The organism is Psychromonas sp. KJ10-2 (genome assembly GCF_047323255.1).
Taxonomy (GTDB): Bacteria; Pseudomonadota; Gammaproteobacteria; order Enterobacterales; family Psychromonadaceae; genus Psychromonas.
In genome coordinates this window covers 1732413-1750617 of record NZ_CP178827.1, presented here as the reverse complement: position 1 = coordinate 1750617, position 18205 = coordinate 1732413, and the positions used below count along the sequence as shown (strand labels likewise).

12 protein-coding genes and 5 tRNA genes are annotated in these 18205 nt (G+C 40.5%); 15 read left to right on the top strand and 2 right to left on the bottom strand.

The annotated features are described in order from the left end of the window. Nucleotides 1-23 precede the first annotated feature (23 nt). Nucleotides 24-1409: an ABC transporter ATP-binding protein gene (locus tag ACLKL2_RS08405; protein WP_413694055.1), complete on the bottom strand. Its 1386-nt coding sequence runs from the start codon at nucleotides 1407-1409 to the stop codon at nucleotides 24-26. Between the two features lie 380 nt (nucleotides 1410-1789). On the opposite strand from ACLKL2_RS08405, the gene ACLKL2_RS08400 reads away from it, so the two are divergent. Next, complete coding sequence (locus tag ACLKL2_RS08400) at nucleotides 1790-2620, top strand: YHYH protein (RefSeq protein ID WP_413694054.1); 831 nt, start codon at nucleotides 1790-1792, stop codon at nucleotides 2618-2620. 501 nt (nucleotides 2621-3121) lie between these two features. Here the strand turns inward: ACLKL2_RS08400 and ACLKL2_RS08395 are convergent. Continuing rightward, nucleotides 3122-3766 (bottom strand): single-stranded DNA-binding protein, encoded by a 645-nt coding sequence (locus tag ACLKL2_RS08395; RefSeq protein WP_413694053.1) that lies wholly within the window; start codon nucleotides 3764-3766, stop codon nucleotides 3122-3124. A 653-nt stretch (nucleotides 3767-4419) separates the two neighbouring features. Between ACLKL2_RS08395 and ACLKL2_RS08390 the strand changes: the two genes are divergently transcribed. From ACLKL2_RS08390 to gshA, 14 genes are all read left to right on the top strand, one after another. Beyond that, nucleotides 4420-5262, top strand: coding sequence for a 23S rRNA (adenine(2030)-N(6))-methyltransferase RlmJ (locus tag ACLKL2_RS08390; RefSeq protein WP_413694052.1), 843 nt, complete (start codon nucleotides 4420-4422; stop codon nucleotides 5260-5262). A gap of 315 nt (nucleotides 5263-5577) precedes the next feature. After that, entirely contained in the window at nucleotides 5578-8205 is a 2628-nt protein-coding gene (gene alaS / locus ACLKL2_RS08385; RefSeq protein WP_413694051.1) for an alanine--tRNA ligase, read from the top strand. 41 nt (nucleotides 8206-8246) lie between these two features. Next, nucleotides 8247-9479 carry an aspartate kinase gene (locus tag ACLKL2_RS08380; RefSeq protein WP_413694050.1) on the top strand — a complete coding sequence of 411 codons (1233 nt, stop codon included), beginning with the start codon at nucleotides 8247-8249 and terminating at the stop codon, nucleotides 9477-9479. Nucleotides 9480-9577: 98 nt separating this feature from the next. Next, on the top strand, nucleotides 9578-9760 hold the full coding sequence (csrA, locus tag ACLKL2_RS08375) for a carbon storage regulator CsrA (RefSeq protein ID WP_113818314.1): 183 nt from the start codon (nucleotides 9578-9580) through the stop codon (nucleotides 9758-9760). Between the two features lie 1664 nt (nucleotides 9761-11424). Next, nucleotides 11425-11517: transfer RNA gene (locus ACLKL2_RS08370), tRNA-Ser, on the top strand. 18 nt (nucleotides 11518-11535) lie between these two features. Beyond that, nucleotides 11536-11612: transfer RNA gene (locus tag ACLKL2_RS08365), tRNA-Arg, on the top strand. A 63-nt stretch (nucleotides 11613-11675) separates the two neighbouring features. After that, nucleotides 11676-11752, top strand: a tRNA-Arg gene (locus ACLKL2_RS08360). A gap of 79 nt (nucleotides 11753-11831) precedes the next feature. Next, a tRNA-Arg gene (locus ACLKL2_RS08355) sits at nucleotides 11832-11908 on the top strand. 80 nt (nucleotides 11909-11988) lie between these two features. Beyond that, nucleotides 11989-12065: transfer RNA gene (locus ACLKL2_RS08350), tRNA-Arg, on the top strand. Between the two features lie 569 nt (nucleotides 12066-12634). Beyond that, nucleotides 12635-12889 carry an OadG family transporter subunit gene (locus ACLKL2_RS08345; protein ID WP_113818313.1) on the top strand — a complete coding sequence of 85 codons (255 nt, stop codon included), beginning with the start codon at nucleotides 12635-12637 and terminating at the stop codon, nucleotides 12887-12889. Nucleotides 12890-12921: 32 nt separating this feature from the next. Further along, a complete protein-coding gene (gene oadA, locus ACLKL2_RS08340; RefSeq protein ID WP_413694048.1) occupies nucleotides 12922-14718 on the top strand; it encodes a sodium-extruding oxaloacetate decarboxylase subunit alpha in 1797 nt (598 codons plus the stop codon). 22 nt (nucleotides 14719-14740) lie between these two features. Beyond that, on the top strand, nucleotides 14741-15859 hold the full coding sequence (locus ACLKL2_RS08335) for a sodium ion-translocating decarboxylase subunit beta (RefSeq protein ID WP_413694287.1): 1119 nt from the start codon (nucleotides 14741-14743) through the stop codon (nucleotides 15857-15859). Between the two features lie 82 nt (nucleotides 15860-15941). Beyond that, on the top strand, nucleotides 15942-16211 hold the full coding sequence (locus ACLKL2_RS08330) for a hypothetical protein (protein ID WP_413694047.1): 270 nt from the start codon (nucleotides 15942-15944) through the stop codon (nucleotides 16209-16211). A 334-nt stretch (nucleotides 16212-16545) separates the two neighbouring features. After that, nucleotides 16546-18126 (top strand): glutamate--cysteine ligase, encoded by a 1581-nt coding sequence (gene gshA / locus ACLKL2_RS08325; protein WP_413694046.1) that lies wholly within the window; start codon nucleotides 16546-16548, stop codon nucleotides 18124-18126. Nucleotides 18127-18205 lie beyond the last annotated feature (79 nt).

Here is an 18205-nt window from a genome sequence, read left to right as displayed (position 1 = left end):
TTTGTGTTTGTCTGCTCACAAGCTTAGTTCAGGTCTATTACTTGGTCACAGCATTTTCCAATTAAGACCGGATCATGGCTAACAATCAATAATGCACACTTTTGTTCGCGCGCTAAATTAATTAATAACTCGGTAATTTCTTTTGCGATAAAAGGATCCAATCGAGAAGTAGGTTCATCTGCAAAGAGAAAAACAGGATCAAGCAATAAAGCCCGCAAAATTGAAAAGCGTTGTAGTTCACCACCAGACACATTTTTTGCACTGCGTTCTAGTAGCGATGAAGTTAAATTAAGCCTTTGCATCAACGGCTTAATTTTATCTACATTAATTTTATGTAGCTTTACCAAGTCATCGAGTAAGGTTTGTAGTGTGGTATGCTGACTTAAACTCGATGGAGGATCTTGAAATAGCTTTAACCATTGGCATGTTTTGGTATTGGTCAGTAATTTACTTACCTTTCCCTGTAGCGGTGGGAGCAATCCTAATAGCGTATCACCTAGTGTGCTTTTACTACAGCCACTGTCACCAACAACACCAATAATCTCTCCTGCATGGCAAGTTAGATTGAGCTGGGATGCAAGTATTTGCGTGCCACGAACTATGCTTAAGCTATTTGTTTCTAAAATTGCTCTTCCAAGCGGTTGCTTAGGTTTATCAATTTGCCAATATTTGGGATCTGCATAAACTAAAGATTGTGTATATTTAGCTTGTGGATCCTTGAGTACAGCTGCAGATTCTCCGGTTTCGATCATCTCGCCATCCTTTAATACTAATATATCGCCACCTAACTGCTGAGCAACTTCAATATCATGTGTGATGGTTAATAGGCTGCCACCTAATGTACTTTTTTGAAGTAATTTAACAATGTCATTACGGCGACTAATATCTAAACCTTTAGTTGGTTCATCGGCAATGATCAGGTTCGCGCCTCCTGCCGTTGCACTTGCAATCGCTAGGCGCTGCGCCATGCCACCTGAAAGTTCGCTAGGGCGTTGTAGTGCTTTATCTTTTAAACCAAGGTGATTTAAGTCCTCGATACTATGTTCAAAAGCTTGTTCGTTATCTAACCCTTGAACCAGTTCATACACTTCAGCGATTTGTTCATAATTAGGCATAAGTGGGTCAAGTGAATGCCAAGGCTCCTGAGGCAGCATACTAACCTGCTTGCCCCACAAGTTAGCACTATCAGCCGGAGTGACATGATTTCCAAGTATTTCGATACTGCCAGAAACGCTTAACGTGTCGGGTAATAATCCCATAATCGCTTTTGCAATTAAGGTTTTACCTGATCCTGTTTGCCCTAATATGGTTAAGGGGCGTCCTTGATATACCGTTAAAGAAATATTATTGAGCAAGCATTTCTGTCCTGCTTTTACCGTTAGTCCTGTGACTTTAATGAGTACTGTCATTTTTATTTCCTGATAAAAGGTGAAAGCCAAAAACGAGTGTTGCAATAGCAATTAACGGCTGAATTAAAATCCAAGGGGCTTGAGCATAATAGGGAAATAACTCTACGCTCATTGGAGGTTTTTCACTTACAGCCAATGTCTATGACCATGCAGATAAACATTCAATCAATGATGATGCACTGGCGGAGGCAAGTGAAATAGTCAGTTGTACGCTTGAGAATGGTCAGGCATCCGAGTGTGCCAATTATATTGTAAAGTACCTTCCAGACAGCCTAGAGGTTGGCCCATTTTGCCCATCAACGTTAGATGAGAAAGGCGGAGTTTGGCATTGGGATGGTGACGAAGCGGGTTTGTATCGAATCGATGGCGACTTTTTAAAAATGCTTTCCACCCAAGGTTATACTTTTTACAATGAGGCGGGCGAAGTTTATTCCTTTGATATTCGTACAGAAGGGCCTACAACCTCCAACGAATGTATTCAAGCTACCGTTGATTCTGACGTGAAAATGACGGTGCTTATTCCTATTAATCCAGTGATGGCAGACAAGCTAACAAGCCTAGAAACCGTTTCTCAAGTCGGTATTGCTTTAGATGGTGTACCTATTTTTGGTGATGCACCATCCGTATTGGATACAGGGCATATGCCAGCGCTAGATACTTGTGGCGGGCATATTGATCCAGGGGTGGTATCTTGGCATGCGACAGCGACAGACGTTAATGCTATCTACAAGGCAGAAGGTGTAGACGCAAAGTGTTCAAATGTGACTCAAGATCAAACCGCTCAATTTGGTTATGCATTTGATGGCTTTGCCATGTATGGAACACTCAATTACGACGGTTCTGTACCTGATGATCTTGATCAGTGTGGCGGTCATGTTGGTCTGACGGAAAAAGGCGGTGAAGCGGTTTACCATTACCATGCCCGTGATAGTTTCCCTAACTTGCTAACTTGTTTAGTGGGGGTGGTTGCAAAGGATAACTTTTCTACTAATGCCAGTGGCGGTCTTGGTTCATCTCATGGCGGTGGCGGACCAGGTGGGCCTGGACCAGATTTTGATTCAGTCGCGGAAGCGCTAGGCGTGGATGCTGATCTTCTAGAGCAAGCGATAAAAGAGGCCGGTGGTCGCGATGCAGATTTAAGCCAGGTGGCAGAAGCGTTGAGGGTTTCAGTTGATGCGTTACAAAAAGCAATGCCCAACCCTAAAAAGTAACACCGAGTGGTTTTAAAGAATCATTTGTGTGTTACCTGATAGGTTTCGTAACTAGATAATACTATTGAACCTCAATACTGGATAAGAAAAGCGAGTCAACATCGCTATTTATAGGGATTACTGCGTTAAATTATTGCTCAATAATTTGCCTAGAACTACGCACAACTAGCAGTATTGTCTATTACATGATTTAACTATCTAATTTTATATGATGTTTCGCTTCCATTAACCAGAACTGAGATTATTGAATAATAAAAATATACTAACTTTAATCTAGATAACAAAGCGCTGCTGCTGGGTACGTTTCCTGCACAAAATTTAGAACTCTTATTTAATGCAATTGGTATTACCTTAATTGGTATGGCCTCGTGGCCAAAAATCAACTCACTAAATTCAAGAGATAAAAAAACCTAGCATCGCTAGGTTTTTAACTATGTTTTACTTCTTAAATTATTATTTAGCAAATCGTCTTCCAACAAGTTACTACAAAATAACTCTACTCTAGAACGGAATGTCGTCATCAAAGTCCATTGAAGGCTCGTTAAAGCTAGCTGGTGCCGTCGGTGCTGGTTTTGCCGCTGGTGGCGGTGTTGGAGCAGCAGGGCGAGATGCTGGCGGTGGCGTCGGTTGAGGCGCTTGTTGTGGTTGGTAAGCTGGTGCCATTTGCGGAGCCGCTTGTGGTGCTGGTGGCTGTTGAGGTTGGTTGCCCCAAGATTGTTGTGGCGCCGACGATTGTGGTGCTGGATTTGAGTAACCACCTGGTTGCTGCCCACCTTGATAAGGTTGGCCTTGCCCTGGTGCTTGATTACGTGCATCTAGCATTTGGATATCGTTAGCAATGATCTCTGTTTTGTAGCGATCTTGGCCATCTTGACCCTGCCATTTATTGGTTTGTAATTTACCTTCAACATAAACTTTCGCACCTTTTTTAAGGTACTGGCCTACCATTTCGCCGAATTTACCGAAAACAACAATGTTGTGCCATTCTGATTTATTTTCGTATTCACCTGTTTGTTTGTTTTTCCAACTTTCCGTTGTTGCAATTGAAAAGTTAGCTACTGCGCCACCATTTTGGGTGTAACGCATTTCAGGATCTTTACCTAGGTTACCCACTAGGACTACTTTGTTTACACTACGGTTAAACATGTTTTTGCTCCGCTATTTCGACTTTACTTAAAATATTGTTAGTACTTCATTGAAAGAATGAAACACTATAATTTGTTGTGCTTATTGCTGTTCAAAAACCTGTGCATTGCTCTGGCTATTAACAGCTTTATTTCTGATTTTACGCTGATTCGGAGGTTCGAAAAGGGCGATGATTTAATTCAGATGTTGTGCTGTTTTTACTCCACTTTTTTATCATTCTTCAAAAGTGAAAATAGTCAGTTTACTGCGGTTGTAGATACCGAGAGAAAATAAAAACTAGTATTAGTATCAATTCTGCTAGGCATAAAAAACAAGCCACTACTACCGTCTAGTTTATAGGAAAATGCCCCTATAATACTACCGAAAATTCATTTAAAAGGTGAACTGAACCATAAAACTTCGCTATAGCGCTTGGGCCATCTGCTGGGAACAATATAAACAATAATTTTAGTGTAAGGTGAATGGTAAAATGTAGTGCCATTTTAGCTTGTATAAGTCAATTAACAGGTTTTAGAGGAGGGCGATTCAGCCTTTTAACTAACTGGTTGAGTCATGTATTGTGTTTATTCTGCTTGAGTCGATGTTTTTCGCGCAATCACTGCGTAAACTATTTATACTAGCCGCGTTATTTTATTAATTTTTTGGAGTTTTTTGTGCTCAGTTACCGTCATTCATACCATGCAGGCAATTATGCAGATGTGTTAAAACATACTGTGGTTGTTTCTATCCTTGATTATCTATTACAAAAAGATAAGGCCTTTTGTTATTTAGATACCCATTCAGGATGTGGAGCTTACCAATTAGACTCTGAACAATCTTTAAAAACTGGTGAGTTTAAAGATGGGATCGCTAAGTTATGGGATCTACAAACCTTACCTGTTCCTGTGTCTCGTTATCTAGAGCAAGTACGTGCATTTAACGGTGTGGAGAAACTAAATTCATACCCAGGATCACCGATGATCTGTAATCAAATGCGTCGTGATGATGACCGTATGTTTTTATTTGAGTTACATCCTAATGAATTCACCAATATGCGTTGCAACTTCTCGGGTGATCGCCGTATTAAAATGGCTAATACAGATGGTTTACAAGGCTTAATCGCTAATATGCCACCGAAAGAACGCCGCGGTTTGGTATTGATTGATCCCTCTTATGAAATTAAAACAGAATATGAAGAAGTGGTGGAAAGTTTAATCGCAGCGCATCGTCGTTTTGCCACTGGCACCTATGCATTATGGTATCCAGTAGTAAAACGTACCGTGATTAATAAAATGGAACGAGCACTTAAAGCCTCTGGCATTAAAAATATTCAATTATTTGAGTTGGGTATTCAAGCTGATTCGGAAGAGCATGGTATGACGTCAAGTGGCATGATAGTGATCAATCCTCCTTGGACACTTTTAAAAGAGATGCAGCATAGTTTACCTTTCTTAGCTGAAACCTTAGGTCTTGATGGCCAAGGCCATTACCGAGTTGAAACATTAGTCGCTGAGTAATAACTGCATAAATAACCTAGCTTTTTATTGTTGGGGTTAGGTTATTGTATTATTTACTTCAATAATGACTGTTTTATATTAGCGCTAACCTACCTAGTTAGTGACTTTCTTGTGAATTAGTTGAACATCTCGTTTTATTATTTATCTAAAAACATCCTGTTGCTTAAAAAATTATTGCTATCTCTGCATTTATAGCTACTTTCGCCTCACCCAGTGGCGTGATATATTAGCCTCCATTTATTTTTGATCTGTTTAGGGCTTAAATCCTCCTTGTTTTAAGAAAGCCTAAATCGACACTTTTACACGGAATATATCATGACTAAATCGACCTCTGATATTCGCCAAGGATTCATGGACTTCTTTGGTAAAAAAGGGCATCAGACAGTGAGCAGCAGTTCACTTGTTCCTGATAATGACCCGACGCTGCTATTTACAAATGCAGGGATGAACCAATTTAAGGATACTTTTTTAGGTTCTGAAACAAGATCTTACACGCGTGCAACTTCAAGCCAACGCTGTGTACGTGCTGGTGGTAAACATAACGATTTAGATAACGTGGGTTACACTGCGCGTCACCATACTTTCTTTGAAATGTTAGGTAACTTTAGCTTTGGTGATTACTTCAAAGAGCAAGCCATTGCATTCTCGTGGGAGTACTTAACAGAAGAGTTGAATATTCCAAAAGAAAAACTGTTAGTAACAGTTTACGAAAGTGACGATGAAGCATTTTCATTATGGGCTGATAAAATCGGCGTACCAGAAGATAAAATTATCCGTATCGGTGATAAATCACCTGAGAAAAAATTTGAATCAGATAACTTCTGGTCAATGGGTGATACAGGACCTTGTGGTCCTTGTTCAGAGATTTTCTATGATCACGGTGAGCATATTTGGGGTGGTCCTCCAGGTTCTCCAGAAGAAGATGGCGATCGTTTCATTGAAATCTGGAACCTAGTATTCATGCAATATAATCGTCTTGCTGATGGCACCATGGAAAACTTACCAAAACAATCTGTTGATACTGGTATGGGTCTTGAGCGTATTTCTGCGATCATCCAAAATGGTCATTCAAACTACGATATCGACCTTTTCCAAGGCCTGATCAAAAAAGTAGCGGACGTCACTGGTGCAAAAGATCTTGAAGATAAATCTTTACGCGTAGTGGCTGACCATATTCGTTCATGTGGTTTCTTAATCTGTGACGGTGTAATGCCTTCTAACGAAGGGCGTGGTTATGTATTACGTCGTATTATTCGTCGTGCTGTTCGCCATGGGCATAAGTTAGGCGCACAGGGTGTATTCTTCTACAAAGTTTACGAAGAGCTGATTAACCAAATGGGACAAGCGTACCCTGAACTTGAAAAACAACGTGAGTTTGTAGAAAAAATATTACGTTTAGAAGAAGAGCAGTTCGGTAAAACACTAGAGCGTGGTCTGCAAATCTTGGATAACGAATTAGAAGCATTAACTGGCTCTGTTATTCCTGGTGATCTTGTATTCAAACTGTACGATACTTACGGTTTCCCTGCTGATTTAACGGCAGATATCGCACGTGAGCGTGAATTAACTATCGACCAAGATGGTTTTGATGCAGCAATGACTGAGCAACGTACACGAGCTCAACAAGCGAATAACTTCGGTAAAGATTACAACGATGTTTTAAAAGTTGAAGATAAAACTGAGTTTCTTGGTTACCAAACTTTAGAAGCTGAAGGTACTGTTGCTTCGTTAATTAAACAAGGTGAGTTTGTACAAACCTTAGCTGAAGGTGATAACGCGCAAGTTATTTTATCGCAAACACCATTTTACGCTGAATCGGGCGGTCAAGTCGGTGATGCTGGTGTCTTAACATTCGGCGATACAAAATTTGTGGTTACTGATACTAAAAAATCAGGTGATGCATTCCTACACATTGGTTACTTAAGTACAGGTACATTAACTGTCGGTGATACGCTGCAAGCGCACGTAGAAGCTGACCGTCGTAAAGCAATTGCCTTACATCACTCTGCAACGCATCTATTACACGCTGCATTACGTGAAACGTTAGGTGAGCATGTTACGCAGAAAGGTTCACTATGTGATGCTGAGAAATTACGTTTTGATTTTTCTCACTTTGAAGCGCTGTCAACTGACACATTAAACAAAGTGACTTACTTAGTTAACCAAGCGATTCGCGATAACTTTGAAGTAGTAACTCAGCTGATGGACATTGATCAAGCTAAAGAGAGCGGTGCAATGGCTCTATTTGGAGAGAAGTACGATGACATGGTGCGTGTTGTGACAATGGGCGACTTCTCAGTTGAACTTTGTGGTGGTACACATGCTAAACGTACTGGTGATATGGGCTTATTCCTTATCACATCTGAAGCAGGTACGGCTGCTGGTGTACGTCGTATTGAAGCGGCTGTTGGTGATGCAGCGAGTGACGTATTACAAAATCTTCGAGAGCAATTCAACAAGGCTTGTGATCTAGTTAAAGGTGATACTTTCACATTAGGTGAAAAAATCCTGAGTACGTTAGAGCGTAATAAAGCACTAGAGAAAGAGTTAGCACAATTAAAAGCGAAAATGGCTAGCGAGGCTGGCTCTAATCTAACTGACCAAGCCGTTGACGTGAATGGCGTAAAAGTTGTTGTTGCTCATATGGAAGGGGTAGACCCTAAATCATTACGCACTAGCGTTGATGAGATGAAGAACAAACTACAATCAGGTGTTGTGGTATTAGCAACAACCGTAGGTGACGATAAAGTTAGCCTAGTGGTTGGTGTGACTAAAGACCTAATTGGAAAAGTAAAAGCAGGTGAATTAGTGAATGTTGTTGCTGTTCCTGTTGGTGGTAAAGGTGGCGGCCGTCCTGATATGGCGATGGCTGGCGGAAACAACCCAGCTGCTTTAAAAGATGCATTAGCGTTAGTTAACCCATGGTTAACCGAACGTTTGTAAGAATTTGGAGTCTATACCCGTGAGTATAGCAAGGAAATGAGATGGCACTGATAGTTCAAAAATATGGCGGTACTTCAGTTGGTACTGTTGAGCGTATTAAAGCGGTTGCGGATAAAGTCAAAGCAACGAGAGAAGCGGGTCATGATGTAGTGGTTGTTTTATCTGCAATGTCAGGTGAAACAAACCGTTTAATTGCCTTAGCAAAAGAGTTTATTGAGAAACCAAGTGCACGTGAAATGGATGTGCTGTTAACAACAGGTGAGCAAACGACCATTGCATTATTATCAATGGCGTTGCATAACCTAAACGTTGAAGCAGTATCAATGACCGGTGATCAAATTCGCATGAAAACGGATGCAAGTCACTCTAAAGCACGTATTTTAAATGTTGAGACTGAGAACCTTCAGAAACATTTAAAAGCGGGTAAAGTAGTGGTTGTTGCTGGTTTCCAAGGTCGTAGTGAAGATAACAACATCACCACATTAGGTCGTGGTGGTAGTGATACTTCAGCAGTCGCCATTGCCGCTGCATTAAAAGCCGATGAATGTCAGATCTATACTGATGTTGATGGCGTATATACTACTGACCCGCGTGTTGAGCCAAATGCACGTCGTCTTGATAGCATCACTTTTGAAGAGATGTTAGAAATGGCTAGCTTAGGCGCTAAGGTATTACAGATCCGCTCTGTAGAATTTGCAGGAAAATACAACGTGCCACTACGTGTACTTTCTAGTTTTAAAGATGGTGGTGGTACGTTAATTAGTTACGAGGAAAATAAAATGGAATCTCCTGTTATCTCTGGCATCGCATTCAACCGTGATGAAGCGCGTTTAACTTTATCTGGTGTGCCGGATCAGCCAACCATTGCTGCTCAAATTCTTTCTCCTATTGGTGCTGCCAACATTGATGTAGATATGATTGTGCAAAACACACTAGGTGATGGTAAAACTGATTTTACTTTCACTGTACACCGTGATGATTACGAAGAAGCAACGAAACTATTAAATGTAGTATGTACTAAGTTAAGTGCAGATTCAGTACAAGGTAATAACGAAATTGCTAAAGTATCTATCGTTGGTGTAGGTATGTGGAATCATCCTGGTGTTGCACAAAAAATGTTTGAAACATTAGGTGCTGAAGGGATCAACATGCATCAAATTGCTACTTCTGAAATTAAAATCTCAGTATTAGTAGATAGTAAGTATTTAGAATTGGCTGTACGTGCTTTACACAAAGCATTTGAGCTTGAGACTGAACCAAAGCAAGAAAAATAAACTATGTCATAACACAGTAAAATAAATGATATTTTTACTGTGTTATGAGCCATACTGATTAATCAATATATTCAATCTAATAATTTAGGAGCTTAAATATGCTAATTTTGACCCGCCGTGTTGGCGAAACGCTAATGATCGGTGACAACGTGACTGTGACAGTATTAGGTGTTAAAGGTAATCAAGTACGTGTTGGTGTAAATGCGCCAAAAGACGTATCTGTTCACCGTGAAGAGATTTACATGCGCATTCAAGCAGAAAAGAACGCAACAGCCAGTTAAGTAAGTTTTTAACCTGTTGCCTGTTACTTTTGTGCATAGAGGCTAAAAGCCGCTATTAACAGTAATAAATATGATTTTTGAAAAGAAGAGCTAATTAGCTCTTTTTTTATGTCTGTTGGTTTTTGTTTGGTTGGTTTTGACCTCGGCTTTGACCTTTGACCCTCGACCTTTGGCGCTGAGCGAATTAGACGACTGCCTATTACCATGGGCGGAAGAACTCTGCGATTCCTTTTCTTTTCGTTTATATGCACAACTTACGTAACATCTTTTGAACTTGGGGCGCTGGCTTCAGCCTGCAGTATTTTGTGTGTTGGTTTTGATCTTGGGCCGCTGGGCGAATTAGGCTATAGCCTAGTGCTATAAGCGGAAGAGCTTTGCGATTCCTTTTCTTTTCGTTTATATACACAACTTACGTAACATCTTTTGAACTTGGGGCGCTGGCTTCAGCCTGCAGTATTTTGTGTGTTGGTTTTGATCTTGGGCCGCTGGGCGAATTAGGCTATAGCCTAGTGCCATAAGCGGAAGAACTCTGCGATTCCTTTTCTTTTCGTTTATATACACAACTTACGTAACATCTTTTGAGCTTGGGGCGCTGGCTTCAGCCTGCAGTATTTTGAGTGTTGGTTTTTATCTTGGGCCGCTGGGCTAATTAGGCTATAGCTTAGTGCCATAAGCGGAAGAACTCTGCGATTTCTTTTCTTTTCGTTTATATACACAACTTACGTAACATCTTTTGAACTTGGGGCGCTGGGCGAATTATCCGGAAGGCTAGAGCAATGAGCGGAAGAGCTCTGCGATTCCTTTTTCAGCCTGCAGTATTTTGTGTGTTGGTTTTTATCTTGGAATGCTGTCCCTAAGTCGCTTGTTTTGATTTTAAGTCTTGACCTGTTGTATTTGGCTCATCTACGTTCGTCTAGGCTGTTTGATATTTACTAGCAGTGTTTTCGCCATGTCGGCGACACGACTTTCTTTTACCAGAAAAGAAAGTAGGCAAAGAAACTGGCACCGAATCATTTTCTCATCCAAATTCTTTATTACTTTTATAACGTACCGGCTCTATGGCACATCCCTGTACCAAACGAGCCTAAGCCAAACGTCCTGTTTGGCCTTACTAAAAGTAATAAAGCATTTGGGAAAATGCTACGGCGATGAGTTGTTACCGTAATGCTATATGGCCGATTGTTAAGAGTATTGGTTCCTGCTTTAGTCTGAGGTATCTTGTGTGTTGGTTTTGACCTTGGGCCGCTGGGCGAATTAGGCTATAGCCTAGTGCTATAAACGGAAGAGCTCTGCGATTCCTTTTTAACCTTGTTTTTCATTTTAGGCTTTATTTAGCATTCATTTACGTTAGCGGTTTAATCCCTTTCAGTATTTTCCATGACTTTTAGGGCAAACTTAAATGTGTTGCGCTATTCATGGTCACTTTCTTTAATTATTTCCGCTGTTTTTAGTTATTACTGCTCTTTTAAATCGAATTTTTGGGAGTGGTGCTTAACTTAGTTACACTGCTTTAATAATAAAACCTGTTTTCAGACTGCTTAAAAACACCCCATTTAACCTAAAAAAGCAACACTTTGTTTAATTAGCAAGCAAGCAAAACTTTTTCTTCAAAAAAAGTTTGACTTGTTTTCATAAGACAGTAATATGTGCGCCAACAAGACGACGGTGGGGTGGCCGAGTGGCCGAAGGCGCTCCCCTGCTAAGGGAGTAACGGGTTTATAGCCTGTTCGAGGGTTCGAATCCCTCCTCCACCGCCATTCTTGTAGATTCTTAAAGCGGGTGTAGCTCAGCTGGATAGAGTACCTGGCTACGAACCAGGCGGTCAGGGGTTCGAATCCCTTCACCCGCACCATCTTTCTATTTGCACGAAAAGACGGTGAGCTTAAGAATTGAATAAAAACAAAAGAATATCGCGGCGGGTGTAGCTCAGCTGGATAGAGTACCTGGCTACGAACCAGGCGGTCAGGGGTTCGAATCCCTTCACCCGCACCATTCTTTAAGGCTTACCTTTGGTAAGTTTTTTGTTTTTAGAGCTTTATTAATATTATTCCCAATAATATTAAACACCAATGCGGGTGTAGCTCAGCTGGATAGAGTACCTGGCTACGAACCAGGCGGTCAGGGGTTCGAATCCCTTCACCCGCACCATTCTTTAAGGCTTACCTTTGGTAAGTTTTTTTGTTTTTAGAGCTTTATTAATATTATTCCCAATAATATTAAACACCAATGCGGGTGTAGCTCAGCTGGATAGAGTACCTGGCTACGAACCAGGCGGTCAGGGGGTCGAATCCCTTCACCCGCACCATTTCTTTATTTTCCTACTATTTCACATAATATTTATTCAATAAATCCGAATTATAATTCAATTTTTGCTTTCCCATTAAATCCCTGTATTTATTTATATTCTTTATACTTTTTGATGTTTTTTATAAATTGCTTGAGCGCTTTTATTACCTTTATTTTCCAGCCTGTTTTTTATTTAGGATAACTGCATGTTTATTTAGTTTGATTGCAAATTAAGTCATGTTTTATATAGGAAATGTGCAGCATAAAATACCTAGAAATAACATTAAATAGTGCACTTTAAATCTCAACTCTGCTTAGTGGGTCAACTTCGTTGACTTTCATTTTATAGGCCAAACCAGTACAATAAACTGCTGCCGGATAATATTTTATTAATAGTGATATATATTAATGAGTTAATTTAATTAAATAACTTATTAATGATTCATTATTACTAAATCGGAACAGATTCTGGCAGGTATTCAAAGTCCACTTTATCGCGACATAAAATATACATTAATTGAATAAATATTCACTTTTGTAGTTGTCATCGGTCAAGTTGGATATTTATAAAAGGATAAGGATACGTCTATGGATATTTCAGGCTCTTTAGTTACTGCTTTAATGTTACTGGGTCTTGGTATGGCATTTGTTTATTTGTTTTTAGGGTTATTATTTATTTGTATTACGTTAATGGCGAAATACATCCCTGCAGATAAACCTGTTGCAACCCCACAAAGAAAAGCACCTGCTGTTCCTACAGCGAGTGACACTCAGGTTAACCCACAAGTCATTGCTGCTATTACCTCAGCAGTGCAACAATACCGTAAAGCACAATCAGCATAATGGACAAGAAATTAATAAAGGAGCAAGTGAATATGTCTAAGCCTCTAGCAATCACAGAAGTTGTGTTACGTGATGCACACCAATCATTATTTGCAACACGCATGCGCATTGACGATATGCTACCCATTGCAGAGAAACTAGATGAAGTAGGTTACTGGTCTTTAGAGACATGGGGCGGCGCTACTTTTGATTCATGTATTCGTTATTTAGGTGAAGATCCTTGGGATCGTATTCGCGCTTTAAAAGCAGCGATGCCTAATACACCACAACAAATGCTATTAAGAGCACAAAACCTATTAGGTTACCGTCATTACGCTGACGATGTGGTGCAAAAATTTGTTGAACGTGCACATACTAATGGCGTTGATGTTTTCCGTATCTTTGATGCGATGAACGATCTTCGTAACTTTGATACGGCGATTAAATCAGCAATCGAAGTTGGCGCACATGCACAAGGTACGCTGTCATACACGACCAGCCCTGTTCATACTATTGATGGTTGGGTAGATATGGCAAAACGTCTTGAAGATATGGGTTCTCACTCTATCTGTATTAAAGATATGGCCGGCCTATTAAAGCCTTATGTGGCAGAAGAGCTAGTAACCAAAATTAAAGCCTGTACTGATATTCCATTAGCGTTACATTGCCATGCAACAACTGGATTAAGTGTTGCTACACAACAAAAAGCGATCGATTCAGGTGTTGATATTATCGATACAGCGATCTCATCAATGAGTATGACTTACGGTCATTCACCAACAGAAACACTGGTTTCTATTGTGGAAGGCACGGCACGTGATACTGGGTTAGATCTGCATCAATTAGAAGATATCTCTTCTTACTTCCGCGAAGTACGTAAAAAGTACGTTAAGTTCGAAGGCGAATTAAAAGGGGTTGATCCTCGTATTTTATTAGCGCAAGTACCTGGTGGCATGTTAACTAACATGGAAAGCCAGCTTAAACAGCAAGGTGCTGGCGATAAAATGGATGAAGTATTAAAAGAGATCCCACGCGTTCGTGAAGATCTAGGCTTTATTCCACTAGTAACTCCAACGTCGCAAATTGTAGGTACACAGTCGGTTATTAACGTATTAATGGGTGAGCGTTACAAAAACATCACGAAAGAAACCGCTGGTGTATTAAAGGGCGAGTACGGAGCAACGCCTGCTGCCGTTAATACTGAACTGCAAGCAAAAGTATTAGATGGAGCGAGTGCCATTACTTGTCGTCCTGCTGATAATATCGCACCAGAAATGGCCTCTATTGAAGCAGAATTCAAGAAGTTAGCAACAGAAAAAGGCATTAAAGTTGCTGAGAACGAAGTGGATGACGCATTGATTTATGCGCTATTCCCTGAGATTGGTTTGAAATTCCTAGAGAACCGTAATAACCCAGATGCCTTTGAACCTGTACCAAGTGCAGACGATATGATGGTCGCGTCAACAGCGAAAGAGCCAGAGGCTTATTCTGTTTCAGTTGATGGTCAATTATATACAGTACAAGTTGGCCCAGAAGGCAGTATTGATGGTATTGCGCCAGTTAAAGCGAATGGTGCTGCGCTTCAAACAACATCATCAGGTTCAGCTCCTGCCGCGCCAGTTGCCACAACGGGAGTAGGCGAAGATGTACCTGCACCTTTAGCGGGTAATATCTTTAAAGTACTGTCAAAAGTTGGTGATCAGGTTAATGAAGGTGACGTTTTATTGATCATGGAAGCGATGAAAATGGAAACAGAGATACGTGCGCCTAAATCAGGCACAGTGCAAGCAGTCAATATCCGCGAAGGTGATGCGGTTGCTGTAGGCGAATCATTGTTCTTAATTGGTTAAGGAAGATAACGTGAATGGATTAATGACACTATGGGCAGATACTGGGATTGCAAATTTCCAGTGGCCCGAGCTAGTGATGATGGCGGTAGGGGCTTTGTTATTGTACCTAGCCATCGCGCGTAAGTTTGAGCCTTTATTACTATTACCTATTGGGTTTGGTGCTATTTTAGCGAATATCCCAAATGCTGGTTTTAATGATGAAGGTGGCATGCTTTATTACATCTACCATATCGGGATTGAAACGGGAATTTTCCCATTAATCATCTTTATGGGGGTTGGGGCGTTAACTGATTTTGGTGCGCTTATCGCAAACCCTAAGACATTATTCTTAGGGGCTGCAGCGCAGTTTGGTATTTTTGCGACGTTATTTGGTGCGATTTTATTAAACTTAGTACCTGGGTTTGAGTTTAGCTTGGCGGATGCTTCAGCGATTGCCATTATTGGTGGTGCAGATGGACCTACAGCTATTTTCTTAGCCTCTAAATTAGCCCCTGATCTGTTGGGCGCGATTGCGGTTGCTGCATACTCATACATGGCCTTGGTTCCGATTATCCAACCGCCTATTATGCGTGCATTAACAACACCTGAAGAGCGCCAGATTAAAATGGAACAGCTACGCCCAGTGAGTAAAAAGGAAAAAATCATTTTCCCACTGGCGGTATTGTTTATGACTATTCTATTTTTACCTGCTGCAACGCCACTAGTTGGCATGTTCTGTTTAGGTAACTTAATGCGTGAGTCTGGTGTAGTGGATCGTTTAAGCTCTACAGCACAAAACGAGCTGATTAACATCGTGACTATTTTCCTAGGCTTAGGTGTTGGTTCTAAATTGTCTGCTGATAAGTTCTTAAACTTAGAAACCTTAGGTATTTTAGGCTTAGGCGCAGTAGCCTTCTCAATTGGTACTGCATCTGGAGTCTTAATGGCGAAAGGCATGGGGCGTTTCTCGAAAAGTCCAATTAACCCTCTGATTGGTGCAGCAGGTGTTTCTGCGGTACCGATGGCCGCACGTGTAGCGAATAAAGTTGGCTTAGAAGCTAATCCACATAACTTCCTACTCATGCATGCGATGGGACCAAACGTAGCTGGGGTACTGGGTAGTGCTGTAGCAGCGGGTGTATTGTTAGCGATTGTTGGTTAACACATTCATTTAGTACCGTTTAGTCTCTAAGGCCACTATCTTATAGTGGCCTTTTTTGTGTTTAATCAATTGGAGTTCGGTAATGAGCGATTACTGGCTGTTATTTAGCAGCGGTTTTATCTCGTCGACATTATTTCCTGGTGGTTCAGAAGTGTTGTTTGTTTATTATCTAAAACAACAGTTGAGTTTAAAGTGGGGATATTTCTTAGCGGTAACCTTTGGAAATAGTTTAGGCGCAGTAACCACTTACTTATTAGGTTATTACTTCTCTTGGGGCCAAGAAAAAGCGGCATTAAAATACCCTAAAACCTTAGCTTTTGTAAGAAGTGGGGAAACCTTGTTTTACTGTTAAGTTGGTTACCGGTTATTGGTGATGTTATCTGTTTATTTGCTGGTTGGTTGAGGCTAGCACGTGCGACTGCTTTCTTAAATATTGTACTTAGTAAAAGCATTCGCTATCTGTTTTTGATGTGGTTGTTTATTTTTTAATAATGAATAGCATTTTTCAGCATTATAAATACTCTTTTACAGGTGTGAAATAATGCAAAGAAGCCAATAAATAGGGGGGCCATTGGAACAAATGTTCATGTTCTTGCTTTTACTGGCGACTTTCAGAAAATCCTTATTTAGTTCAATGAAGTTCGGTGGTAAAGTTAGCGCTCTAAAAATTACTCAGGGGCTAACTTTTGTCTAACAATTTTCAACAGCGTATCACTATCCTCAGCAAATACTCTAACAGTCTCACTGAATTTGGTCGCGGTATAGAGCGCGAAACATTACGTGTAAATGAAGACGGAAAATTATCTCAGGAGAAGCACCCAAGTGCTTATGGTTGCGCATTAACACATGACTCGATCACTACTGATTTTGCTGAAAGCTTATTAGAGTTTATTACGCCTGTTGCTAAGGACGTAGAGCAGCTTTTTGATTACTTAAATGATATTCACCACCATGTGGCTGTAAATTTACCTAGCGAGCAATACTTATGGCCAATGAGTATGCCTTGTTATGTACAAACTGAAGATCACGTTGAATTAGCGCAGTTTGGCACCTCTAATATTGGTCGAATGAAAACCACTTATCGCCAAGGTTTGAAAAATCGCTACGGTAGTATGATGCAGATTATTTCTGGTGTGCATTATAATTTCTCATTACCAAGTGATTTTTGGGATGTGTGGTCTGAACTACATAACTCTCCATTAACAGGGCAAGCTGCACAATCAGCAGGTTACATGGGGCTGATTCGAAATTACTTACGCTATGGCTGGGTTATCCCTTATTTATTTGGCGCTTCACCTGCAATTTGTAAGTCTTTTCTGCAAGGGAAAGAGACTACATTATCTTTTGAAAATACGGGTAAAGGGACTATCTACTTACCTTACGGAACTTCATTACGTTTAAGTGATTTAGGCTATACCAACAGCTCGCAGTCTGGTTTGAATATTTGTTACAACAATTTAGATAATTACCTAACGAGTGTACGTAAAGCGCTATCAATGAAGGACCCTAGCTTCACTGAAATGGGGGTTGTCAAAGAGGGTGAGTATTTACAACTAAATGACAATGTGCTGCAAATTGAGAATGAGTTATATGCATCGATTCGTGCAAAACGCGTACAGACTGGCAATGAAACTCCCTCTCAAGCACTTAAAGCTCGTGGCATTGAATACATTGAGATTCGTTCATTAGACGTTAACCCATTCTGTAAGTTAGGCATCACCAAGGAACAAGTACATTTCTTAGATTTGTTCTTAACTTGGTGTGCAAGTGTCGCGTCTCCTGAGTTATCTCAAGAAGAATACAAAGCCTGCGCGAGTAACTTTAACGACGTCGTGACTAGAGGCCGTGATCCTGAATTAACATTAACCATCGCAGAGCAAACATTTGATGTGGCAGGTTGGGGTGAATGGTTAAATTCGCAACTAATGGAAATGGCGATTGTATTAGATAAAAATAATGATGATGATTGCTACCAAAATGCAATGCAGCATATTAGTCCTCGCTTTAGTCACCCAGAGTTGACAAGTTCAGCACGTATTTTAGAGCGCATTAAACAGACGCAAGGCGATAATGGTTCATTAGCGTTACAGTTAAGTAAGCAATACAAAACAGAGCTTACAGAGCAACCTTATGCTGTTTGGTCTGAGCAAGTGTTTGCTGAGCAGAAGCAAGAATCTATCGTTAAGCAAAAGCAAATTGAAGATGCAGATACATTATCTTTCCCTGACTTTTTAGCCAATTACTTTGCTAACGCAAATAAAGCATAATCATTAATAATGGAGTAGATAAGGAGACTTATCTACTTCGACTTCGACTTTATTGATAGTGTTGCATCGCATCATTTTA